Source organism: Litoreibacter albidus (genome assembly GCF_900107015.1).
In the GTDB taxonomy this organism is placed as follows: Bacteria; Pseudomonadota; Alphaproteobacteria; order Rhodobacterales; family Rhodobacteraceae; genus Litoreibacter; species Litoreibacter albidus.
In genome coordinates, this window is the sequence record NZ_FNOI01000001.1 from 941,249 (window position 1) to 963,872 (window position 22,624).

20 protein-coding genes are annotated in these 22,624 nt (G+C 58.9%); 7 read left to right on the forward strand and 13 right to left on the reverse strand.

Features of this window, described 5'->3' with window-relative positions; genetic code table 11:
* Nucleotide 1: 1 nt before the first annotated feature.
* From bamA to frr, 7 genes are all read right to left on the reverse strand, one after another.
* A complete protein-coding gene (bamA, locus tag BLW66_RS04660; protein ID WP_089945457.1) occupies nucleotides 2-2,347 on the reverse strand; it encodes an outer membrane protein assembly factor BamA in 2,346 nt (781 codons plus the stop codon).
* Between the two features lie 139 nt (nucleotides 2,348-2,486).
* Nucleotides 2,487-2,612 (reverse strand): hypothetical protein, encoded by a 126-nt coding sequence (locus BLW66_RS18175; protein ID WP_280140665.1) that lies wholly within the window; start codon nucleotides 2,610-2,612, stop codon nucleotides 2,487-2,489.
* 66 nt (nucleotides 2,613-2,678) lie between these two features.
* Nucleotides 2,679-4,013, reverse strand: coding sequence for an RIP metalloprotease RseP (gene rseP, locus BLW66_RS04665; RefSeq protein WP_089945460.1), 1,335 nt, complete (start codon nucleotides 4,011-4,013; stop codon nucleotides 2,679-2,681).
* A 30-nt stretch (nucleotides 4,014-4,043) separates the two neighbouring features.
* Entirely contained in the window at nucleotides 4,044-5,219 is a 1,176-nt protein-coding gene (gene dxr, locus BLW66_RS04670) for a 1-deoxy-D-xylulose-5-phosphate reductoisomerase (protein WP_089945462.1), read from the reverse strand.
* Nucleotides 5,219-6,007 (reverse strand): phosphatidate cytidylyltransferase, encoded by a 789-nt coding sequence (locus BLW66_RS04675; RefSeq protein ID WP_089945464.1) that lies wholly within the window; start codon nucleotides 6,005-6,007, stop codon nucleotides 5,219-5,221. The genes dxr and BLW66_RS04675 overlap by 1 nt, the downstream gene beginning before the upstream one ends.
* 33 nt (nucleotides 6,008-6,040) lie before the next feature.
* Nucleotides 6,041-6,766 carry a polyprenyl diphosphate synthase gene (uppS, locus tag BLW66_RS04680; protein WP_089945466.1) on the reverse strand — a complete coding sequence of 242 codons (726 nt, stop codon included), beginning with the start codon at nucleotides 6,764-6,766 and terminating at the stop codon, nucleotides 6,041-6,043.
* Between the two features lie 85 nt (nucleotides 6,767-6,851).
* A complete protein-coding gene (gene frr / locus BLW66_RS04685; RefSeq protein ID WP_089945468.1) occupies nucleotides 6,852-7,415 on the reverse strand; it encodes a ribosome recycling factor in 564 nt (187 codons plus the stop codon).
* 218 nt (nucleotides 7,416-7,633) lie between these two features.
* Here frr and BLW66_RS04690 point away from each other — a divergent pair, with 218 nt between their 5' ends.
* A complete protein-coding gene (locus BLW66_RS04690; protein ID WP_089945470.1) occupies nucleotides 7,634-8,698 on the forward strand; it encodes a Hint domain-containing protein in 1,065 nt (354 codons plus the stop codon).
* 17 nt (nucleotides 8,699-8,715) lie between these two features.
* Here BLW66_RS04690 and BLW66_RS04695 read toward each other — a convergent pair whose 3' ends face one another.
* The 4 genes from BLW66_RS04695 to pyrH form a co-directional block, all read right to left on the reverse strand.
* Nucleotides 8,716-9,126 carry a hypothetical protein gene (locus BLW66_RS04695; RefSeq protein ID WP_089945472.1) on the reverse strand — a complete coding sequence of 137 codons (411 nt, stop codon included), beginning with the start codon at nucleotides 9,124-9,126 and terminating at the stop codon, nucleotides 8,716-8,718.
* Between the two features lie 315 nt (nucleotides 9,127-9,441).
* On the reverse strand, nucleotides 9,442-10,029 hold the full coding sequence (locus BLW66_RS04705) for a Tox-REase-5 domain-containing protein (protein ID WP_170833389.1): 588 nt from the start codon (nucleotides 10,027-10,029) through the stop codon (nucleotides 9,442-9,444).
* A 133-nt stretch (nucleotides 10,030-10,162) separates the two neighbouring features.
* Complete coding sequence (locus tag BLW66_RS17850; RefSeq protein ID WP_170833390.1) at nucleotides 10,163-10,324, reverse strand: hypothetical protein; 162 nt, start codon at nucleotides 10,322-10,324, stop codon at nucleotides 10,163-10,165.
* 264 nt (nucleotides 10,325-10,588) lie between these two features.
* Complete coding sequence (gene pyrH, locus BLW66_RS04710; RefSeq protein ID WP_089945478.1) at nucleotides 10,589-11,314, reverse strand: UMP kinase; 726 nt, start codon at nucleotides 11,312-11,314, stop codon at nucleotides 10,589-10,591.
* A 134-nt stretch (nucleotides 11,315-11,448) separates the two neighbouring features.
* Between pyrH and miaA the strand changes: the two genes are divergently transcribed.
* The 6 genes from miaA (at nucleotide 11,449) to BLW66_RS04740 (ending at nucleotide 19,899) form a co-directional block, all read left to right on the forward strand.
* A complete protein-coding gene (miaA, locus tag BLW66_RS04715) occupies nucleotides 11,449-12,327 on the forward strand; it encodes a tRNA (adenosine(37)-N6)-dimethylallyltransferase MiaA (RefSeq protein WP_089945480.1) in 879 nt (292 codons plus the stop codon).
* 105 nt (nucleotides 12,328-12,432) lie between these two features.
* The gene (locus BLW66_RS04720; RefSeq protein WP_089945482.1) at nucleotides 12,433-13,215 is read left to right on the forward strand and encodes an AraC family transcriptional regulator; all 783 of its coding nucleotides are present in this window, start codon (nucleotides 12,433-12,435) and stop codon (nucleotides 13,213-13,215) included.
* A 280-nt stretch (nucleotides 13,216-13,495) separates the two neighbouring features.
* A complete protein-coding gene (locus tag BLW66_RS04725; protein WP_089945485.1) occupies nucleotides 13,496-15,169 on the forward strand; it encodes an ABC transporter substrate-binding protein in 1,674 nt (557 codons plus the stop codon).
* 134 nt (nucleotides 15,170-15,303) lie between these two features.
* Nucleotides 15,304-16,353: an ABC transporter permease gene (locus tag BLW66_RS04730; protein WP_089945487.1), complete on the forward strand. Its 1,050-nt coding sequence runs from the start codon at nucleotides 15,304-15,306 to the stop codon at nucleotides 16,351-16,353.
* The gene (locus tag BLW66_RS04735; RefSeq protein ID WP_089945489.1) at nucleotides 16,353-17,810 is read left to right on the forward strand and encodes an ABC transporter permease; all 1,458 of its coding nucleotides are present in this window, start codon (nucleotides 16,353-16,355) and stop codon (nucleotides 17,808-17,810) included. The genes BLW66_RS04730 and BLW66_RS04735 overlap by 1 nt, the downstream gene beginning before the upstream one ends.
* 4 nt (nucleotides 17,811-17,814) lie before the next feature.
* The gene (locus tag BLW66_RS04740) at nucleotides 17,815-19,899 is read left to right on the forward strand and encodes a dipeptide ABC transporter ATP-binding protein (RefSeq protein ID WP_425283320.1); all 2,085 of its coding nucleotides are present in this window, start codon (nucleotides 17,815-17,817) and stop codon (nucleotides 19,897-19,899) included.
* Between the two features lie 71 nt (nucleotides 19,900-19,970).
* On the opposite strand, the gene BLW66_RS04745 is transcribed toward BLW66_RS04740, so the two are convergent.
* Nucleotides 19,971-21,440, reverse strand: a complete 1,470-nt coding sequence (locus BLW66_RS04745) for a carboxypeptidase M32 (protein ID WP_089945492.1) — start codon at nucleotides 21,438-21,440, stop codon at nucleotides 19,971-19,973.
* Between the two features lie 4 nt (nucleotides 21,441-21,444).
* Nucleotides 21,445-22,581 carry a heme A synthase gene (gene ctaA / locus BLW66_RS04750; protein WP_089945494.1) on the reverse strand — a complete coding sequence of 379 codons (1,137 nt, stop codon included), beginning with the start codon at nucleotides 22,579-22,581 and terminating at the stop codon, nucleotides 21,445-21,447.
* Nucleotides 22,582-22,624: the final 43 nt, after the last annotated feature.

Genomic DNA, 22,624 nt, shown 5'->3' on the forward strand with positions numbered 1-22,624 from the left:
ATCAGAACTGCGTAGAAACGGTTAGGTCGAAGGAGCGTTCTTTGTCGAAGTCTTCCTTAACCAGCGCTTTGGAGAAGTTGAAGCGAAGCGGCCCCAACTGCGTGTCCCAAAGTACCGACACCCCAACGACGGAGCGCAGCTTGAAGCTGTCATCGACAGGCGTACCCGTTCCCGTTCCGTTGTTGGTGTCATCCAGGCCCCAGAGGGAGCCCACGTCGAAGAAAACACCGCCGCGAATGCCGTATTCCTCCGGCAACCCAAGCGGGAAGTCCGCTTCCAGACGCGCAACTGCGTAGTAGTTCCCACCAAGCGCGTCTTTGTTTGCCGACGCGAGGTCACGTGGGCCGACCCCTGCCCCATCAAAGCCGCGCAACTTGCTGGACCCGAGGAAGAACCGCTCAGTGATGCGGCTGTTCCCCGTCAGGCGTGTTTGCGCGCCAAACTCGAACTGCGCGCGCAGGGTCACTTCCTCGCGGGCAACTTTGGTTTCCGCAGACACAAGGCCGGTGGTTTGAATGTACTGAACACCGCCGCCGATACCTGCAATCTGCTGGCCAAAGCGCAGCAACACACCGCTGGTCGGGTTCAAACCCGTGCGGCGCGTATCGTAGGAGTACAGATAGCCCAAGGCGGAGGTCCACGCGGAGGATTCATCGCGCTGAATGATGACAGATGTCGTCGGATCAACGTTCTTGATCGAGTCTTTTGACAAGCGATAGTTCAACCGCAAGCGACCGTTTTCCGACACTGGGAACTCGATGCTCGGCTCGATCCCGACCGATTGCGTGTCATAAGCTGCGAACTGGCTGTCCGTTGTGGTGTAATAGGCGTTCAGGCCAAAGCCCAAATCGCGGCCCAAGAAGGCAGGCTCGAGGAAGCTCAGGGATGTCGACTGATTGTCTGACCCCGTGTCGAACGAGAATGCCAGTGTCTGGCCACGCCCCAAGAAGTTACGTTCGCGGAAGCTGACATTGAGCGACGCGCCGGCGTCGGCACCGTAGCTGACCCCGAAGCCCAAGGAGCCGGTTGTCGTCTCTTCAACGTCGACATCGACGACGACTTGCTCCGGGCCACTGCCCTGACGGGTGTTCACATCTGCCGTGGAGAAATAGCCTAACGCACGGATACGCTCCGCGGCGTCGCGAATTTCGCGTGGGTTGAAGGGGTCGCCCTCAACGGTTTTGAACTGACGGCGCACAACACGGTCAAGGGTTGTGGCGTTGCCTTCGATGTCGATGCGTTCCACGAATACGCGTGGGCCACGGATGATTGCGAACTCAACGTCCAACGTGACGTCGGCGTCGTTGCGGGTGATGCGAGGTTCCACCCGAATGAAGTTCAGCCCCTTGGTCAGCGCCAGACGCTCCATGCGGGTGATGGTGTTCTCGATCTTCGAGGGGGAGTAAATCTCCCCGTCTTTGAGGCGCGCGACGCGGTCGTATTCTTCGGCGTCAATTTCCGGCAGGTCTGAGTAGGTCGTGACCTTGCCCACACGGAATTGCTGGCCTTCGCGCACTTTGAAGCTGACGAAATAGCCGTCACGTTCGCGGGCAAGTTCCGGTGTCGAGGACAGAACCTGAAAATCGACATAGCCGCGTGACAGGTAGAAGTCGCGCAGAAGTTGACGGTCAAACGCGATCCGGTCGCCCACGAAGGTATCGGACTGGATGATCGACCGCAGGAAGCCCGCTTGCTTGGATTCGACCACGCGACGCAGGCGACGGTCGGAATAGGCGCGGTTCCCGATGAAGCTGATGCGCTCCACCTCGACCACGTCGCCTTCGGCGACTTCAAACACCAGATCTACGCGGTTGTTGGAGCGCGGGATGATGCGCGGTGTCACGGTCGCTGCAATCCGGCCCGCTTGGCTGTAGCCTTCGGCGAGCAATGCCGCGTCGGCCTCTGCTGTTGCTGGGCTGTAAACGCGGCGTGATTTGGAGTTGAGCAAAGGCAGCAGGTCCGCGTCTTTCAGACGCTTGTTGCCCTCGATGTTCACGCGGTTGATCGTCGGGAATTCTTTGACGGTCACGACAAGGCGGTTGCCCACTGGCACAACATCCACAGTCTCGAACAGACCGGAGCGTTGCAGCCGCTGGGTCGCGTCGTTCAGCTGACCACCTGTTGCAGTTTGGCCCCGTTCAAGGCGCAAATAGCTAAGAATTGTTGCATCTTCGATACGTTGATTGCCGTCAATTTGGACTGACGAAATCGGAAAACTCTGTGCAAAAACCGGTTGGAGCGGAACCGCACTGGTCACCGCCGCTATGGCCAGTCCAGACAATGCTGCCCTAACACACTGAATTTGAATGAATTGACGTGCGTTCTGCGTCGCTTTTGCGATCTTCATGTGTTTGGGTCCCGCTCTGACACTCTATGTTGTGTCCTAGCTCTACCCTGAGTCTGCACATATGTCAAAACGATGAACCAAAAAGGCGCCCGAATAACGGGCGCCCTAAATCGTGCGATACTGCGTGTATTTAAAGGCCTCAGAGGCCGGCAAGCAGCCCTGCTGTCATCAGCGCGCAGCCGATGGCCAACGGCCAAAGCAGACGGTCCCAGTTGAGACGAATTAGAAGATTTAGGCCTTGATAGCCGCTTTGAATAGTTTGCATGGGTCCAATCCCTCACAGAAGATTGGACCCTTCGTGCACGTCAATTGTGACGCAAATTGGGCAAACTTAGGTACAAAAGAAGTCATTCGTCAGGGCAAACACCATCAATGACAACAACAATACCAAACCCGCTGTCATCAGCACATTCAGCACCTTGTCAGAGGGCGGACGCCCCGCAACGGCCTCATAGGCGTGGAACACAAGATGGCCCCCATCCAGCACCGGAATAGGGAAAAGGTTCAGCAAACCAACCGCCGTCGACAAGACCGCGATGAACCAGATGAATTCCGCCGCACCTTGTGATGCCATATCGCCGGATGTCTGCGCGATGCCAATCGGTCCTTGGATGTTGCACGAGCTGATGGCCCCTGTGATCATGTACCACATGCCGGTCAGGCTGGACTTTGCGATAAACCACGTTTGCACGGCGCCGCCCCAAATCGCGTCCCCTGCCCCCAACGTTACGCGCGGCGGCTCAAAGAATGCGCCGCCCGAAAAGCCGATCAACCAACGGGATTCGAAGCCGTCTCCCGTGGGCAGGTCACGTTGGCGCGGGGTGAGGGTTTTCTCCAACACTTCGCCGTTCCGCCACACCAGTAACTCTAGCGCGTTGTCCTTACTGGACTGCGCGGCTTTCTGGACTTCGCTTAAAGCGAAGACCGGCGTACCGTTCACCGATTGGATCACGTCGCCAACCTCAAGGCCGCCATCCATCGCGGCAGATTTCGGCTGCAACTGGTCAATCACGGGCGGGAACGGGAAAACGCTGTCGAAGGTGACGGTTTCGCCATTCCGCTCCACTTCGTAAGACACGACTTCGGCAGACGGCAATGATTGTGCGACCGTGTAGAACTCCGCCAGATCGTTGATCTCCGCGTCGCCGATCCGCACAATGCGGTCGCCCTCTTGGAACAACTCAACCGGCCCTGGAAGTGGTTTGAGCTTGCCGATCACCGCGTCGTCCGTGGTGGTGCCCGCAAACAGGAAAATTCCGGCAAACACAAAGATCGACAAAATAAAGTTGAATACGGGGCCCGCCGCAACGGTCGCCGCGCGCCGCCATAAGGCCGCGCCGTGCATGGTACGCTTGCGCTCTGTCTCCGACAGGCCAGTGATCGCCTCACCGTCTTTGCCGGATGCCGCGTCGGAATCGCCCAAGAACTTGACGTAACCGCCAAACGGCAACGCCGCCAACTGCCAACGGGTACCGCGCTTGTCCATGCGTGAATAGAGAACCGGCCCGAACCCAAGCGAGAAAACCTCCGCATGGATGCCGCACCAACGGCCGACAATGTAGTGGCCGTATTCGTGAATAGCGACGATCACACTCAGCGCCACAACGAACGCGATTGCCGCACCCATAAAGCCACCAAACGAGGGAAGCATTCCCAAAATATCCATAAACCGCCCTTTCGCGTCTTGGTCCGGCGTCTAACGCGCCGCTGTCACTTGTACAAATTCTTGCGTCATCTCGCGTGCCAGATGATCTGTTTCGAGCACCTTATCAAGGCTAAGTATGTCGCAACTGAGGCCATTTTGCCCCTGCAAACGGTTCAACACTTCGTCAACAAGCCGCGCCATATCCAAAAAGCCGATTTGGCCTGCGATGAAGGCGTCCAACGCGGCCTCTTTCGCGGCGTTGAACGCCGCGCCTGCAAGACCGCCCGTTTGCATCACATCGCGCGCGATGCGCAACGCAGGGTAGCGCGCTTCGTCGGCGGGGCGGAAATTCAGGCTGGCGATCTTCACAAGATCCAGACGTTCCACTGGCACATGCCCACGTTCAGGCCAGTGAAGCGCGTAGCCAATCGCGTGGCGCATATCCGGCGGCCCCAGATGCGCCATCAGCGCCCCATCGTTAAAGCCAACCAAAGCGTGGATCAGGCTTTCGGGGTGCACGACCGTCTCAATCTGCGATGGCTGGAACCCGAAAAACTCTTTGGTCTCAATCAACTCCATCGCCTTGTTGAACATGGAGGCACTGTCGATGGTAATCCGCTGCCCCATATCCCAATTCGGGTGGGACGACGCCTGCTCAATCGTGGCCCCCGCGAGCTTCTCCATCGGCCAATCACGGAACGCGCCGCCGGACGCGGTGATGATGACCCGCTCCACCGTTTGCATATCTTCACCCACGAGGGCTTGAAACACGGCGGAATGCTCGCTGTCGACCGGCAGGATCGTGGCGCCATAGCGCGCGGCTTCGGCCAGCAAATACGGGCCAGCAGTGACCAGAGATTCCTTGTTCGCCAACGCCAAAGTTGTGCCATGGCGCAACGCCCGCAGCCCCGGCGGCAGGCCTGCCGCGCCGACGATGGCAGACATAAACAGATCAGCATGGCGGTCGGCGGCCTCCACGATGGCGGCGCCGCCTGCGGCGACCTCAATCCCCGTCCCCGCCAAGGCTGCCTTCAAATCGGCAAAACAGTCGTCGAACGCGGTCACAGCCAGTTCGGCGTTCAACAGGATCGCCTGCTCCGCCAAGCGCGCCACATTGCGCCCACCGGTGAGTGCCACAACACGGTACTGCTCCGGCGCACGCGCGATCAGGTCGACGGTGCTTTCCCCGATCGATCCCGTTGCGCCAAAGATCGTGACCGTGCGCATCAGTTGAGGATCGGCGGGAAACCCACCAGCAACATTAGCGGCAACAAGATCACCGCAGCGCCCAGCATCCCGTCAAAACGGTCGAAGAAACCGCCATGCCCGGGGATCAGGTTGGAGGAGTCTTTGACGCCCATTCTGCGCTTCATCGCGCTTTCCGCCACATCGCCCGCTTGCGACGCCATAGAAAGCAGAACCGAATACAAAACGACTTCCACGCCGGCCCCTTGAACGCCTATGAAGAGCACGCCGACAACAGCGGCTGCGACCCAACCTGCCGCCGTGCCGGACCATGTTTTCTTCGGGCTGACCTTCGGCCAAAACTTTGGGCCGCCAATGATACGGCCCGCGAAGTAGCCCAGAACATCCGTCGCAACCACAACCGCCACTAGCCACAAAATCCACGCAACGCCCTCCGTGCGCAGCATCAGCAGTGCCATGCAGGCCACCATGATCAGCACGACGAACGCGGCATGCAACGCGCGGTGCTGCGGGTGGACCGCCACACCCGCGGCGGCGGGAACAAATAGCAAAAGCAAGCTCAGATTGGACGGCAGCACCCATGCAACCACGAGCGAGGCTGCGCCAACGCCCGCAAGGCCCAATGCCAGCGGCTGCGCGGCGCCCAGCATGCGCAACAGTTCCCAGATCAGCGCGGCACACACGGCGATGACGAGGCCCGAGAAGAGAAAGCCCCCAGACCAGATTGCGCCCACGCCCACCACGATCATCACAATCGCGGAGGACATCCGCACCGCAAGGTCGGAGAATTTATCAGATGATGCGCTCATGTCGCCTCCCATAGTTCGCAGGCGATCAGCCTATCAGGCCTTCACAGCGCCAAAGCGACGGTCACGGTTTCCATAACGGGCAACGACGCTGGTGAACACCTCTGGCGTGAAATCAGGCCAATGGGTGTCGATAAACTCATACTCGGCATATGCGGATTGCCACAGTAGGAAGTTCGAAATACGCGCTTCCCCCGAGGTGCGGATCACCAAGTCGGGGTCCGGCAGCACATAGGTATCAAGGAAAGACGCCAGCACCTCCGAATTCACTTGTTCCGGCAATAGGCGCTTTTCCGCAATCTCGACGGCCAAACGCTGCGTGGCGCGGGTCACCTCGTCCCGCGCGCCGTAGTTCAGCGCAATTGTAAGGTGCGTAACGTCGTTATTTTCCGTCAACTTCTCAAGGTAGTCCATCAACGCTTGCAGCTTCTTGTCCAGCTTTTCACGGTCGCCGATGAAGCGCACGCGGGTGCCAAGCCGATGAAGGTAGTTTGCCTCGCGCTGGATGTAGCGCCGGAACAGCGCCATCAGGCCGGAAACCTCGGACTGCGTGCGCTTCCAATTCTCCGTCGAAAACGCGAACATTGTCAGATACTTAACGCCAAGCTCAGGGCAAGTTTCCACTGCCTGACGCACGCGCTTGGCACCGGCTTGGTGACCGAACAATCGGGGTCGATTGCGCTGCGTGGCCCAGCGGCCGTTGCCATCCATAATGATGGCAACATGCTTTGGGCCGGTCGGATTAATATCCTCAACGCTCATATCAATACCTCGAAATATTTTTGGTTTTACCAATGATATCGACAAACTTAACCGGTGTCAGGCGGCGTTTAGGGGGAAAATGCCCCTAGACCTGCATGATCTCTTCTTGCTTGCTCTCCAACGCCTGATCCACCAGCTTGATCTGCGCGTCGATCATATCTTGAACCTCGGCCTCCCAGAGCTTCTGGTCATCTTCGCCCATGCCGTTGGCCTTGGCCTTTTTGATTTGGTCCATGGCGTCGCGGCGAATGTTACGGATCGAGACACGGGCGTGCTCTGCGTAGGAGCCAGCCACCTTCGTCAATTCACGGCGACGTTCTTCGTTCAGCTCAGGAATCGGCAGCATAATGATCGTGCCGTTTAGTTGAGGATTGATCCCCAAGCCACTCTCGCGAATGGCTTTTTCGACCTTCCCGACCAATCCCTTATCCCAGACGTTGATCGTCACCATGCGTGGTTCCGGCACGTTGACCGTCCCCACCTGGTTGATCGGCGTCATAGAGCCATAGGCGTCGACCATCACCGGCTCCAACATCGAGCCAGATGCGCGCCCTGTGCGCAGCGAGCCGAACTCGGTGCGCAAGCTGGCCATAGCGCCATCCATGCGGCGCTGAATATCGTCGGTGTCGAGGATAAAGTCTTCTGACATTTGCGGTCTCATCTTGCTTGATATTGATCGTTGAGCGCTTGTCTAAAGCAAGCTGGCGCCTGTGGCTAGTGGCGCAAAGCCGCTGCCGCAGCGCTGTTTGATTTGCACCATGTACCAATGCGTTTCAATTAAATTGCGGAGAGTACGGATGGCTAAGCGCAAGATTGCTTAACGAATTTCACATCTAACACCCCTGTTTGCGAAGCGGGGGCACCATCATGGCAATCATTACGTCTGCCAACATGATATTTGTCGGCAATCTCGTAGAAACCGACATCAACGAGGCTGATTACCTAACTGAAAACGCCAGCGCCATTCTTGGCACATATTCTGACTTGGTCATGACGTCCGTCACACAAAGCGACGGTGATCATGACGGCGCGATTTACGACGATGAATACAATCCAGGCAATGATTACATTTCCTACGATGCAGGCGCAGGCGCAACGGCGCAATATGTCGACAGTAGTGTGCTTTACACCGCCACGATCACGTTGGGGGACGGCTCCACAATAGTCGGGGATTTCGTCGTCATTCAGGCCGCCAACGGCGACACGTTCATCCGTGAGGAATTGGGCGGAACTCAACTGGATAACCTCTCCATCCAATCCATATCACTCGACAGCGTATCCTATGCAAATGGCGCGGGGTTCAACACATCGGAGAACCTCAGCAACACCGCCGTCGTTTGTTTTGCGACGGGCGTAGAAATCGCCACATTGACCGGATCAGTTCCCGTGGAGGACCTGCGGTCCGGTGATCTGGTCCACACGATGGACCATGGCTTACAGCCGATCAGATGGGTCCACAGCCGCACGCTACCCTACGCGGGAAAGCACGCCCCGATCATCTTTAACGCGGGTGTTTTGGCCCCATCGGTGCCCACGCGCCCCATCGCCCTCTCGCCGCAACACCGTGTTTTGTTGCGGTCGCGCATAGCCAAGCGCATGTTTGGCAAGGACGAGGTATTTGTGAGCGCCAAGACGCTGTTAACGCTGCCGGGCGTCTACCGCGGAGCGCGCTTTATGCCCGTCACCTATCACCACTTCGCCTGTGACGCCCATGAAATCATCTTCGCGAATGGCACCCCTGCGGAAACCTTCTACCCAGGTCCGCAGGCGTTAAAAGCACTCCCGCAGAGCGCGCTGGACGATTTGTTTAACGCCGAGTTTGACACCCCGAACAAGATACTCGCGAGACCATCTCCGCGAGGGCGCCAGCAACGCACCTTGCTTGCGCGACATGCGAAAAACAACGTGCCAGTGCAGGTGGCCGCGCCTTAGCCCACTCTTGGAAATACCTAGCGCCCCCAATCACCGCGCTGCAATTCCACCGTCGTCGGCAACACGCCAAGCGCGTTCAGCCGCAAGTCGAGCGCTTGCGCACGGGCGATTGCGTCCGCGTCCTTATTTGGCCCAGCCGCAAACCAGAAATCTAGCTGCGAGGCTAAAAACGTCCCACCCGCCATCGGCTCACAAACCGCTGCTTCCGGCACTTGCGACGGCGCGAGGTCGAACGGCACCCAGCCCAACCATCCGATACCGGAGCGCTGCTTATCCAGCGGATGATGCTCATCCCTATAAACCGGCCATGCCATCGAGACATGCTGCGGGCGCTGCCACGCAATAACGGCGGCGATAGTCTCTCGAAAAAGCGAAATATCCGTTCCGTAAGTGGGATGGGGGCCACGGAATTCCAACAACAAGTTCATGACCAAGTGTCCGACCGACCCCAACGGTGAGTTAAGGCGCATAAGATGTCGGAACTCGAGCTGGGCTCATTGTACGCGCTTGCACTAAAAAACGTCAGATCTGTACGGTCGAGCGCAGAAGGGCCTTTTTCTAAGTTTTGCTGTTTCGTTCGCTTAATAAAGCCGCTTCGATCATCTCCGATGGTCTGCTCTGCGAACTTCCAACCTCCATAGAACAGGCGCAGCCGACTGAGTTCAAGTAATAGCTCAAGAAACGCTTTCATACCCTCATCAAAGCCCGCGGAGCTCGGAGACATTAAAAAATTCAACCGCACACTAACCCCTCACCATCGGTCGCCACTCTGTCTCAACGCCCACAACCCGTGCATCATTCATCAATGAAAGCGCATAAATCATCGGCCATTGATGACTAAATACCCACTTCAATCCAACGTCCGGCTGAAAAGGCAAAAGCCTGCCGACTTGCTCACTCGACTGAGTTACGAAGCGAGTAAACGTATTAACTCCCGCTCTGATAGCCCAATCCTTCATTCTCGGACGATCTCCACCCCAATCATCTTCCAAAAACTCATCATATCCGAATTTTGCCTCCAGCATTACGCAGGGGCCCGGCTCGATCCCGTCCCAACTGTACGCCGCAAATTGCCACTCGTTGATGCGACGTTGGTCAGGAAAATGTCCGAGACCGCAGACGAATTGCTGATATGCATACCCGCGTTCCGCGGTGCCACGCACCGGCCTGTCCTGATCATTTTGGTAGGAAACGGGCTCTGAAGACCCTGTATTTGCGGCGCCACAATCATGACATCCTTCGGTGCAAACGTCATCTTTTGTATCTGTTTGCACATCAGCCTCGATATTCGCCCCAGTATCCGGCCCCGCATCCACATCTGGCAAATCCACGGACGGCAAGTCTGGCCCGATATCGGGAATTTCTAGGGGCGGAAGGTCGGGAGCCGGCGGACCTACACAAATTTCTAGGACCGCGCCGGGAAGCGGGACTTAAACACATCGTGCAGCTGCAAGTCCCGCCATTTCACCACCAGACCTCAGAACCGCGATCCGCGTCGGTCAGCATCAGCTTGATACATGCGCATACGTCGCCAAACCGAATGTCGGCCGTACCCGTTTTCGCGGTCAGGGTCTCGTAGATCGCCGCGTTCCGCCAGAAGTCCGGCGCAAGGCCGCTGTGAATCATGACCCACCGCGCCCTCAAAGTTGGAGACTTCAATCCGAAGGACACCGCATTCCTGCGGGCGTATCCGACCGTCTCCGTCAGGTCGGCGTCTTCCACCGCGTTGAAACGGGATGGCCGCCATGCTCTCAGACGCAGGGCAAATTGATGGTCTTGGTTTTTGTACGCCTATTCGTTAAAGGCGCGCTTCATCTCAGAAGTCAAAGTCAGCATCGCGGAAAATCTCTTAATTCAATACCGCGATGCTTGGCGAGTGCGATCCAACTGTCAATCCTCGACGAGTGTATACGTCCCCTCGCCTGCGAGAATGCCCTTGAAACCGCCCGGCTCGTCCAAGGAGAACACGATGATCGGCAGGTCGTTGTCACGCGCCAGCGCGATGGCAGACGCGTCCATAACGCCGAGGCGCTTTTGCAGCACATCGTCGAAGCTGACTTTGTCGTAGCGCACCGCGTCGTCGAACTTGGCTGGGTCTTTGTCGTAGACGCCGTCCACCTTGGTGCCTTTGAAGATGGCCTCGCATGACATCTCGTTGGCACGCAGGGTCGCCGCGGTGTCGGTCGTGAAATACGGGTTGCCTGTGCCCGCCGCGAAAATGCACACGCGCTTTTTCTCAAGGTGGCGCACGGCGCGGCGGCGGATGTAGGGCTCCGCGACCTCGTTCATGGTGATCGCAGAGATCACCCGCGTGTGGATGCCCAAGCTTTCCAGCGCACCCTGCATCGCCAAAGCGTTCATTACCGTGGCGAGCATACCCATGTAGTCGGCGGTCGTGCGCTCCATCCCTTGGGCGGAGCCTTGCAACCCGCGAAAGATGTTACCGCCGCCGATGACCATGCAAATCTCGACGCCCATTTCGTGCACCCGCTGCACCTCACGGGCGATCCGCTCCACGGTTGGCGGGTGAAGCCCGAATCCCTGATCCCCCATCAGGGCCTCCCCCGAAATTTTCAACATTACGCGATTGTACGTGCTTTTGGGGGCATCAGTCATCTGGGGCGGCCTTTTCTGGGTGCTGCTTGAGCAGTTGCAAAGTGGTGGCAAAATGTCGGAAAACCCAGCAAGATTCAACGGCCAAGCGACGGCCACCCGCTTTAATCGGTTAATTACTGGAAACCCGCCAAGCTATGCAGTCATTGCTCAAAACCATAGGGTCGGATCAGCCTGTCCTGATCGCGGGCCCAACGGCGTCCGGCAAGTCGTCTTTGGCGTTGCACATCGCCACCACCTTGGGCGGCACAGTGATTAACGCGGATGCGTTGCAGGTGTTCGACTGCTGGCAGTTGTTGTCCGCGCGCCCTGACGCGTCGGAGCTGGCGATGGCACCGCACGCACTCTACGGGCACGTGCCCTACCGCGAGGCTTACTCGACCGGACACTGGCTGCGCGACGTCACGGCGCTGCTGGGTAGGGTTTCGCGCCCGATCATCGTCGGCGGCACCGGTTTGAACTTCACGGCGCTGACCCAAGGATTGGCCGATATCCCAATGATTCCTGACGCTGTGCGCGCGGAGGCCGAGAAACTGTCGCGCGAAGACATGCTTGCCACACTGGATCCAGAGACCACCGCACGCATCGACGTCCTGAACCGCGCGCGGGTACAACGCGCGTGGGAAGTTCTGCGCGCAACGGGGCGCTCCATAACGGCGTGGCAGGCCGAGACCCCGCCACCAACGCTGCGCCGCGAGGACTGCGCCGCCTTCGTGATGAACGCCCCCGTGCCGTGGCTGGACGACCGCATCACGCGGCGGTTTGACCAAATGTTGGCGCAGGGCGCACTTGAGGAGGTCCGCGCGTTGCAAGACGACTGGGACATCCAGCGCCCCTCCGCCAAGGCAATCGGCGGACCTGAGCTTATGGCGCATCTAAACGGCGAAATTTCGCTTGGGGAGGCGCGGACCCGCTCAATCATCGCTTCACGCCAATATGCCAAGCGCCAACGCACGTGGTTCAAGGGCCGTATGAAGGACTGGACGCAGGTATCCGCCGATGCGTTGACGCACTGACACATTATTGCCGCAATTGCGCATTTGACAGTTTCAAGCCGCGCCAATTACTAATTTGTTCGTCTACACTTACCCATCAGCACACCCGTAATCGCAGGACATTTCATGACCCGCCACACTCTACCCTACGTTGAAACGCTTGCGACCCACCAGCGATCCGAGGCTTGGCGCACCGACGCAGCCCAATCACTCGACCACCCGATTTTGTTCTGGATCACCCGTGGCCAAGGCCGCGTTATGGTGGATTGCCGGATGCGCGGCATTGGGCCGAACACGGCTGTCTTCATTCCGCCGAACACCCTGTTCAGCTATGAGATGTTCGCCAGTCCGCAGGGTATGGTCGTCTCCCTGCCCCGCGACGACACCGCTGGCCTGCCCCGCCGCCCTGCACTGCTGAAGGCCACCACCATTCAATCGCAAAGCGAGATTTCCGGTCTCATCGACGCGCTGTCGCGTGAATTGGGGGAGCTGCGCACGGGTCAGCGCCGCGCCGTGATGGCCTATGCAATGATGCTGGGCGTCTGGCTGGACCGCGCGCTGGCAGAGCAACCCCAAAGTGAGCTGGGAAAGTCTGACCGGATGCTGCGCAAGTTTAGCCATGTGGTCAGCATCGGGCACCGTGATGGCAAATCACTGGGCGAATTCGCAGCCGACCTGCAAGTGACCCCCACCCATTTGACGCGGCTGACACAGACAGCGGTGGGAAAACCGGCCTCCGCGCTGCTGCAAGAACGCGTCATTCAAGCCGCTTGTGAGGCGCTTTTGCACACGGACCGCCCCGTCCAAGACATCGCGGAAAAGCTGGGCTTCTCCAGCCCCGCATATTTCACGCGGGCGTTTCAGGCGCACACCGGAAAAAACCCGTCGGCCTTCCGAAAAGCCAAATAAGCCAGTTTGCGTTATCCAGCGGAACAGCATCGGCCGAGGCGGCATAAAAGATAACCTAGCGTAAAGCAAAGATGTCGTTTTTCGACGTTGCGATTGTCGTTTTTGTGCGTCACCCTGACGGTTCAAGCCGTTGACGTCGCCAATCGATTGGTGCGCAATGGCATTCTGCGCGTTGAGAAGGGCCGAAAGAGCTCCCTCAACTCGTACCAAGGGTGACTTGACCGACACGGGACACGGTTGAAGGTAGCCAGTGCAAAGCGAAGTCTTCAGGGAGACACAGATGACAAAACAAACCTTCAACGGCGGACCAGTTCACCGCGCAGTGGACATGTACGCGGCAGAGCACAAAGCAGGCCTGATGGACCGCCGCGAGTTTCTGACACGTGCAACAATGATGGGCGTCACCGCCACTGCCGCTTATGGCATGATCGGCGCGACACCCGCCAAAGCCGCCGGACACGCCCAACAGGGCGGCACCCTGCGCATGCAGATGGAGGTCCGCGCACTGAAGGATCCACGCACGTTTGACTGGACCCAGATGGCCTATTTCACCGCCGGTTGGCTGGAATACATGGTTGAATACAACTCCGATGGCTCCTTTGAGCCGATGCTGCTGGAGTCGTGGGAAATCAACGACGACGCGACCGAGTACACACTGAACGTCCGCAAGGGCGTGAAATGGAATAACGGCGACGATTTTACTGCAGATGACGTGGCACGCATGGTCACGGCTTGGTGCGACAAAAGCGTTGAGGGCAATTCTATGGCGGGCCGCTTCGCCATCCTGATCGACCCTGACACCGACAATGCAATCGAAGGCGCGATCAGCGTCGTGGACAGCCACACCGTCAAGCTGGCACTGCCCGCACCTGATATCACGCTGATCGCTGGCATGTCCGATTATCCGGCAGCTGTGTATCACAGCTCCGCCACAGGCACGCCCGAAGACATGGTGGCCAACCCGATTGGCACAGGCCCCTATAAACCCGAGATGCTGGAAGTCGGCGTGAAAGCCGTCATCGTGCGCAACGAAGGGTTCGACTGGTGGGGCTATGCCGCTGGCAAAGGCGCGTATCTGGACCGTATCGAATATATTGACTACGGCACCGATCCCGCCGCTTGGGTCGCCGCCGCCGACGCGGAAGAGGTCGATTGCTTCTACGAGACCGTCGGCGAATTCGTTGATGTCATGGACGGCTTGGGCTGGGAGAAAACCGAGGTGGCCTCTGGTGCGACCATCGCGATCCGCCCCAACCAAGAGGCAGAGGATGCTGACGGCGTGAAGCCCTACGCAGATGTTCGGGTCCGCCGCGCAATCGCCATGGCGGTCGACCGTGCGGTCTGTCTGGAACTTGGCTACGCAGGCCAAGGCCAAGTCGGTGAGAACACCCACGTCGGCCCGATGCACCCCGAATACGCGGACGTGCCGGGGCTGGAGCATGATCCGGCTGGCGCAAAAGCCCTGCTCGACGAGGCTGGAATGGCCGACTACGAGTTCGAGTTGATCTCCATCGACGATGACTGGCGCAAGAACACCACTGACGCCGTTGGCGCGCAGCTGCGCGACGCAGGGTTCAACATCAAGCGCACGATCATTCCGGGCACGACGTTCTGGAACGATTGGACGAAATACGGATTCTCCTCCACCAACTGGAACCACCGCCCGCTTGGCGTGCAAACACTTGGCTTGGCCTATCGCTCCGGCGAGGCATGGAACGAATCCGCTTTCTCTAACGCAGAGTTTGACGCGGCACTGGCGGAGGCAAATTCCATCGCCGACAACGACAAGCGCCGTGTGGTGATGGAGAAGTTGCAGACCATCATGCGCGACGAGGGCGTGACGCTACAGCCGTACTGGCGCTCCCTCTACCGCCACAACGCAGCGGGTTTTGTGGGGCTGGATATGCACATCGCCTATCTGCCGCAGCTCTATAAGTGGGGCGTCGCCGCCTAGGCTGACGCAGGATCAGGGCCGCATCACTGGGTGCGGCCCTTTCTTTCTTTATAACCGCGCGGCCAACTCGACTTTGGCTCCAGACGCCCTAAAGGGCGCACCCGTCGCGGCCAACATATAGGAACCCCGATCGTATGGGACTGTTCATCCTACGGCGTGTAGGCGTGATGCTGCTCACGGCCCTGTGCCTGACGTTCATCGTGTTTTTCATGACGAACCTGTATCCAAATCTGGAAAAGCTTGCCAAAACCCAAGGCAACTTTCGCATGTCGGATGAGGCTGTCGTCAGCTACCTGACCCGAGAGGGCTACATGGCCCCCCTGCCCGTCAAATACGGGCGGTGGCTTGGCGTGTTGCCGAACCATGTGTTCACCGATCAAGACGGCAAGACCACCGGAAAATGTATCCGCGAGGGCGTCAACACCGCCGAGACCGCGCCGCGCTATTGTGGCGTCTTGCAAGGCGAATGGGGCTATTCATCGGTATTCAAGGATGACGCAGGTTCAATCATCGCCAAGCGACTGGGGCTGACAGGGTGGCTGGCGCTGCTGGCCTTCGCGGTGATGATCCCCGCCGCGCTGATTATCGGCGTTCTGGCAGGCATGCGCGAGGGCAGCCGGATGGACAGAACGCTCTCCACCTTCTCCATCGCCTCATCCGCCACGCCGGAATATGTATCCGGTGTGATCTTCATCGCGGTCTTCACCTCCTCCGCCTTCGGTCTGAAGTGGTTCAAAGGCTCCGCGACATCCGCGATGGAGGATTTTACGTGGGCCAACATCACCCTCCCTGTCGCCACGATCGCGCTCTACGGCGTGGGTTACATCGCACGGATGACCCGCGCGTCCATGGCGGAGGTCATGACCGCGCAGTACATCCGCACCGCCCGCCTCAAAGGCGTCAGCTTTGGCAACATCGTGGTGAAACACGCGCTGCGAAACGCGCTGATCGCACCGTTTACCGTCATCATGCTGCAATTCCCGTACCTGCTGACCGGCGTTGTCATCACCGAAACCTTGTTCAACTACAAAGGCTTCGGCTGGATGCTCGTTCAGGCCGCCTCGAACAACGATATCGACCTTCTGCTCGGCGGCTCCGTCGTCGCGGTGATCGTCGTTCTCGTAACGCAGCTGATTTCGGACGTCGGCTACGTGTTCCTCAACCCACGCATTAGGATTTCATGATGGAGCCGCTCACTTGGACAGGTGCGCTCGGCGCCTATTTGAACCCCGTCTTCACGCTGGCTGTGTTGGGATTGATCCTGACTGTCGCCAGCTACCTTCTGCTCAGCGCGGTTGAGAACACGAAGGCCGTTTTCACCACCGGCCCACAGAACCGGCAAGGCCCCGCACCCCATTCCGAAGCTCTAGCGGACTTCATCTTTCCATTATCGGCCATCACGGCACTCTTGGGGATGGTGTACCTTTTGGCAGGCATCGTGACACCCTACGGCACCGCAGGCATCATCGGGGAGCTGGGCGTTCGCTTCCTCCCCGTCTGGATCGCCCTCGCCGTGACCTTCTTCCTGTCGCTTACCTACAAGCGCAAGCTGGGTCTTTACGGCAAGCTGTTCGACAGCCCCATCGGCATGGTTGGCTTTGCCATCGTGATGTTTTGGGTCTTCACCGCCATCTTCGTGTCCATGGATATGGTGATCACCCATGATCCGCTCGGTCAGGTTTCCGGCATGAAGAACAAGCTCCCCGGCACCCCGCTGCGCGGCGCGGCAGAAGGCGACTACACCCACTACCTGCTGGGCGGCGACAACCTCGCACGCGACGTGTTCTCGCGCATGGTCAAAGGCTCTCAGGTGGTATTGGTAATCGCGCCTGCGGCCACGCTTTTCGCGTTCATGGTCGGTATCACACTCGGCCTGCCAGCCGGATACTTCGGCGGGAAACTCGACACGGTGATCAGCTTCATGGCCAATTTGGTTTTGGCATTTCCGGTCATTTTACTGTTCTTCTTGTTGGTGACACCGGAAATTCGCGCAGCAGGCATCCAGATACCAGGCACCGGATACATCTGGACCGTGCCCACGATCCTCGCCTCAATCCTGTTCTTGTTTCCGCTGGTGTTCCTCGTGGTGCTCTTCGACTCGCGTTATTTCACTCAACCAGCCAAACGAAACCTCTACGTCGGGCTAACGGTGCTCATTGGCGGCTACATCTACCTTGGGCTTGCGTGGGATGCGGATCCCTTCGACCTCATCTCAATAGACGGCGGGGTCTTGATCGTGTTCGTCTCGGTGGTCTTCGTGAACTCCCCCACCGTGTTCAGGATCGTGCGCGGCTTGGTCCTTGACATCAAAACCCGCGACTACGTCGCCGCGGGCCAAACCCGTGGCGAGGGGCCGTGGTACATCATGCTGTGGGAAATTCTGCCCAATGCGCGCGGGCCGTTGATCGTCGATTTCTGCCTGCGCATCGGCTACACCACGATCCTGTTGGGGACGCTCGGGTTTTTCGGCCTTGGCCTGTCATCCGAGAGCCCCGACTGGGGCACCACGATCAACGCAGGCCGCCGGTTGCTTAGCATCTACCCCCACCCCGCAATCGTCCCTGCCATCGCCTTGATGAGTCTCGTTTTAGGGCTGAACCTGCTCGCAGATGGTCTGCGCGAAGAAAGCCTGAAGGATTAAGCCCATGTCAGACGATACATACACCGGCCCGATCCTAGAGATCGACCAGCTGTCCATCTCCTTCTTCACGCGCCTTCGGGAGATCCCGGCGGTCATGGATTTTTCGTGCACCATTCAACCCGGCGAGGCGATGGGCCTCGTGGGCGAATCCGGCTGCGGCAAATCCACCGTGGCCCTGGGGGTGATGCAGGATCTGGGCGTCAACGGGCGGGTCGTCGGCGGCTCCATCAAATTCAAAGGCCGTGACCTAGGCCAGATGAGCGCGGAGGAATTGCGCGACATTCGCGGATCGGAAATAGCCATGATCTACCAAGAGCCCATGGCCTCCCTCAATCCTGCCATGCGCATCGGTAAACAGCTCATGGAAGTGCCGATGATCCACTTCGGCACGTCGCAAAAAGAGGCCTACGCCCGCGCTTTAGAGGTGGTGACGGATGTGAAACTCCCCGACCCCGAACGCATCTTGAACGCCTTCCCGCATCAGCTGTCCGGCGGTCAACAACAGCGGATCGTCATTGCCATGGCCTTGATGTCCAAGCCGTCTCTGTTGATCTTGGACGAACCCACCACGGCCTTGGACGTCACGGTAGAGGCCGCGGTGGTGGAGCTGGTGAAAGACCTCGGCAAGAAATACGGCACGTCGATGCTGTTCATCTCGCACAACCTCGGGTTGGTTTTGGAAACTTGCGACCGCATCTGCGTGATGTACTCCGGCGAGGCGGTGGAGACCGGCTCCATCGAGGACGTTTTCGACGATATGCAGCACCCCTACACGCAGGCCCTGTTCCGCTCTATCCCCTTACCCGGCGCGGACAAGAACGCCCGCCCATTGATAGCCATCCCCGGCAACTTCCCCCTGCCACACGAGCGCCCTCAGGGGTGCAACTTCGGCCCCCGCTGCGACTACTTTCAGGCTGGCCTGTGCGATCAAGGCGACATCCGGATGCAAAAGATCAAAGGCAACGACCGCCACGGCTCGCGCTGCCTGCGCATCGAGGAGATCGACTGGAACGCCCCGATCGAGATTGGCGCTCAAACTGAAAAACCAGCCCCCGGTGAGGTGGTTCTCAAAATCAACGCGCTCAAGAAGTACTACGAAGTCGCCGCCTCGGCTCTCTTCAGCGGGGCCAACAAGAAGGTGGTGAAAGCCAACGAAGCCCTAAGTTTTGAGGCACGCCAGTCGGAAACTTTGGCCATCGTGGGCGAGTCTGGCTGTGGGAAATCGACCTTTGCCAAGGTCCTGATGGGGCTAGAGACCGCTACCGCGGGCGAGATATCTCTGCGTGGCAAAAACATCCAGCACATCCCCATAGAAGACCGCGATTTGAAAACGATCTCGGATGTGCAGATGGTGTTTCAAAACCCGTTCGATACGCTCAACCCTTCCATGACCGTGGGCCGCCAGATCATCCGCGCGCTGGAAATTTTCGGGATTGGCAATACTGAGGCCGCGCGCAACGCGCGCATGTTGGAACTGCTTGATCTGGTAAAGCTGCCACGCGAATTTGCAAAGCGCATGCCGCGCCAGCTCTCTGGCGGGCAAAAGCAGCGCGTCGGCATCGCGCGTGCCTTTGCCGGCGACGCAAAAATCGTCGTCGCAGATGAACCGGTGTCGGCGTTGGACGTCTCCGTGCAAGCCGCTGTGACGGATCTTCTGATGGAAATCCAGCGCGAGAATGACACCACACTTTTGTTCATCTCGCACGACCTTAGTATCGTGCGCTATCTATCTGATCGCGTTATGGTAATGTATCTTGGTCACGTGGTTGAACTCGGGACAACCGATCAGGTCTTCCAGCCGCCCTACCACCCCTATACAGAGGCGCTCTTATCCGCCGTTCCCATCGCGGACACATCAATCGACAAAAAACACATCGTGTTGGAAGGCGATATCCCCTCCGCGATGAACCCGCCCTCCGGCTGTCCGTTTCAAACCCGCTGCGGTTGGAAAAATCAGGTCGCAGACGGGCTGTGCGACAAGGACGTTCCGCCCCTCCGCACCCTAGAGAATGGCCACCAGATCAAATGCCACCTCGCAGATGACATCCTTGCCCGCATGGAACCCGTGATGAAAATGGCCGCCGAATAAAAACGCCACGCCCCCTTCATGGCGCGACGCCCCCTATCATTTCTTCAAAAATACCTCCCCCGGAGGGTCCGTCAGACGCCGTAAAGAGCGCCGAATTTGTCATCAAGATACGCCAGCAACGGCCCTTCGGACGGTTCAAACCCGCAGGCGTGTGCGATGGTGTCTTTGGGCGCACGAAGCCCGCCATATTGCTGCAAGTTCTCCCGCAGCCATCCCGTCGCCGCCGACGTGTCACCGCGCGACAGATCTGTGTCCAACCCGGGCACCGCCATGCGCAGGGATTGATATAAGCATCCAGCATAGACGTTGCCCAACGCGTAAGTCGGGAAATAGCCGAACAGACCAAACGACCAATGCACGTCCTGCAAGACACCGTTTGATGGCTTATCGACCGTGACCCCGAAATCCGCCTCGAAGCGTGCATTCCAAGCGTCCTCCAGATCTGCGACCTCCAAGTCACCGGATATCAACTGGCGCTCCAGATCGAACCGCAGCATCACGTGCAGGTTGTAATGCACCTCGTCCGCTTCTGTCCGAATGAAGCCCGATCCGACGCGGTTCACGACTTTGTAAAATACGTCCTCATCCGCGACACCGAAATCGCCGAACTGGTCACGCATCTGCCCATACAGCCATCCGGTGAACGCGCGGGACCGCCCAAGCTGGTTCTCGTAAATACGCGACTGGCTCTCGTGGACGCCCATCGACACCCCCGCACCCAGCGGCGTCAGCGCATATTCTGCGCGCACGCCCTGCTCGTAGCAGGCATGACCTACCTCGTGGATGGTCGAGTAAAAGCAGTTGAACGGGTCACGCGGGCTGGTGCGGGTGGTGATCCGCACGTCGGTGCCCGACCCGCTGGAGAACGGATGCACCGCCTTGTCGATACGCCCGCGCGTCAAGTCGTAGCCAAAGGTTTGCGCCAGTTTCGCGGTCAGCGCCATCTGCCCCGCCTCGTCAAACTCGCGGTCCAAAGCATCGGGCGCCTCTGCGGCCAACACTCGGGCGCGCAAGTCCACCAAACGCGGGCGCATCCGGTCAAAAAGACCTTGCAGCTCAGCCCCAGCCATCCCCGGCTCGTAATCGTCAAGCAACGCATCGTAAAGATCGCCGCCCGCCGCCAAGCAAGCCGCCTCCTCACGCTTAAGATCGATCATACGGGTCAATACCGGCGCGAAGCTTGCGAAATCATCCTCGGCCCGCGCCTTAGCCCAAATGCCCTGCCCCGCAGAGGTATGGCGGGCAATATCAGTGGCCAGCTTTTCGGGCACTTTGGTGTTGCGCGTATAGGAGCGTTTTAGCTCTCGCAGGATCGCAGCACCTGTTTCGTCGGGCGCTTCGGCCTTGGCCAGCCAGTCGCCGATGCGGCCATCAGTGCGCCGCGCGTGAAGCACCGCCTCTAATGCCGCCATCTCCTCCGAGCGCAATTCGGCTGCGCCCTCGGGCATCACAGTTTCCTGATCCCACCCCGTGCGCCCCGCCACCGAGGCCAGCGCTTGTGTTGTGCGGTCAAAGGCCATCAGATCTTCATATGCTGACATCGCTTTAGTTCCTTACAGATTGAACGGGTGGATAAATGCTGGTGAAACGAGCGCGCAGGATCAGGCAAACCAGCACAACCGCGCCCAGCTGGTGAACGATGGCCAGATGCCACGGGGCCGCGTAAAGAACCGTACCGATTCCCAAAACCATCTGCCCGAACATCATCACGGCTACCCAATCAAAGGCCTGCTTTACCGCGCGGCTTGCCGCGCCCCGCGCGCGCCACCACACGAACATCCCGAACAGGAACAGTGCGTAGCCCAGCATACGGTGATTGAATTGAACCAAGGCCTCACTTTCAAAGAAGTTGCGCCACGCGGGGCTGTATTCAAACGCCAATGTCGGGAAGAAATCCCCCGCCATCAACGGCCAGTCCGTATAGGTGCGCCCCGCGTCGATACCCGCAACGAGCGCCCCCACCACGACCTGCAAATACGCGACCGCAATCAGCCAGCCGGTCAGCGTCGCCAACTTCGGCGAGCCTAAGCGCCGCGCTTGTAAAAGCTCCGCCTCCGTGCGGCCCAGCGTGAAGACGTACCACGCGATCAAGCCCAAGATAACGAAGGCCAAGCCAAGGTGCGTTGCCAGCCGGTAGGACGCCACGTCGAGCATTTCTCCCGTCAGGCCGGACGACACCATCCACCAGCCAATAGCACCTTGCAGCCCGCCAAGCGCGCCTACGGCGATCAGACGGCCTGTCCAGCCCGTCGGGATTTGCTTGCGCATAAGAAACCATAAGAAACCGACGGCCCAGACAAGCCCGATCACACGGCCAAGCTGACGATGCCCCCATTCCCACCAATAGATGGTTTTGAATTCAGACAGGCTCATGCCTTTGTTTTGCAACTGGTATTCGGGGATGGTGCGGTACTTCTCCAGCTCTACCTCCCACGCGGCTTCTGACATGGGCGGCAGCGCGCCGGTCACGGGTTTCCATTCCGTAATAGACAACCCGCTATCGGTCAGGCGGGTCAGCCCGCCGACAACGATCATCACCACAACCAAAGCGAACAATACCATTAACCATGCGCGCACGCCGCGTCTGTTGCCACGACTGGCCGCGCGATCAATCGCACCCGGTTGGGCGATGGGTTTCTCGGCCGTATCGACCTCTTCGAAAATGCTGCGTTTGCCTGCCATGTCGTGCCTCATTTGTTCGCCATCAACCTAGGGCGCGTGCCCC

Coding starts and splice junctions, on each gene's coding strand:
- bamA (WP_089945457.1), bottom strand. CDS start 2,347: ATGAAGATCGCAAAAGCGACGCAGAACGCACGTCAATTCATTCAAATT.
- BLW66_RS18175 (WP_280140665.1), bottom strand. CDS start 2,612: ATGCAAACTATTCAAAGCGGCTATCAAGGCCTAAATCTTCTAATTCGT.
- rseP (WP_089945460.1), bottom strand. CDS start 4,013: ATGGATATTTTGGGAATGCTTCCCTCGTTTGGTGGCTTTATGGGTGCG.
- dxr (WP_089945462.1), bottom strand. CDS start 5,219: ATGCGCACGGTCACGATCTTTGGCGCAACGGGATCGATCGGGGAAAGC.
- BLW66_RS04675 (WP_089945464.1), bottom strand. CDS start 6,007: ATGAGCGCATCATCTGATAAATTCTCCGACCTTGCGGTGCGGATGTCC.
- uppS (WP_089945466.1), bottom strand. CDS start 6,766: ATGAGCGTTGAGGATATTAATCCGACCGGCCCAAAGCATGTTGCCATC.
- frr (WP_089945468.1), bottom strand. CDS start 7,415: ATGTCAGAAGACTTTATCCTCGACACCGACGATATTCAGCGCCGCATG.
- BLW66_RS04690 (WP_089945470.1), top strand. CDS start 7,634: ATGGCAATCATTACGTCTGCCAACATGATATTTGTCGGCAATCTCGTA.
- BLW66_RS04695 (WP_089945472.1), bottom strand. CDS start 9,126: ATGAACTTGTTGTTGGAATTCCGTGGCCCCCATCCCACTTACGGAACG.
- BLW66_RS17850 (WP_170833390.1), bottom strand. CDS start 10,324: ATGATTCACAGCGGCCTTGCGCCGGACTTCTGGCGGAACGCGGCGATC.
- pyrH (WP_089945478.1), bottom strand. CDS start 11,314: ATGACTGATGCCCCCAAAAGCACGTACAATCGCGTAATGTTGAAAATT.
- miaA (WP_089945480.1), top strand. CDS start 11,449: ATGCAGTCATTGCTCAAAACCATAGGGTCGGATCAGCCTGTCCTGATC.
- BLW66_RS04720 (WP_089945482.1), top strand. CDS start 12,433: ATGACCCGCCACACTCTACCCTACGTTGAAACGCTTGCGACCCACCAG.
- BLW66_RS04725 (WP_089945485.1), top strand. CDS start 13,496: ATGACAAAACAAACCTTCAACGGCGGACCAGTTCACCGCGCAGTGGAC.
- BLW66_RS04730 (WP_089945487.1), top strand. CDS start 15,304: ATGGGACTGTTCATCCTACGGCGTGTAGGCGTGATGCTGCTCACGGCC.
- BLW66_RS04735 (WP_089945489.1), top strand. CDS start 16,353: ATGGAGCCGCTCACTTGGACAGGTGCGCTCGGCGCCTATTTGAACCCC.
- BLW66_RS04740 (WP_425283320.1), top strand. CDS start 17,815: ATGTCAGACGATACATACACCGGCCCGATCCTAGAGATCGACCAGCTG.
- BLW66_RS04745 (WP_089945492.1), bottom strand. CDS start 21,440: ATGTCAGCATATGAAGATCTGATGGCCTTTGACCGCACAACACAAGCG.
- ctaA (WP_089945494.1), bottom strand. CDS start 22,581: ATGGCAGGCAAACGCAGCATTTTCGAAGAGGTCGATACGGCCGAGAAA.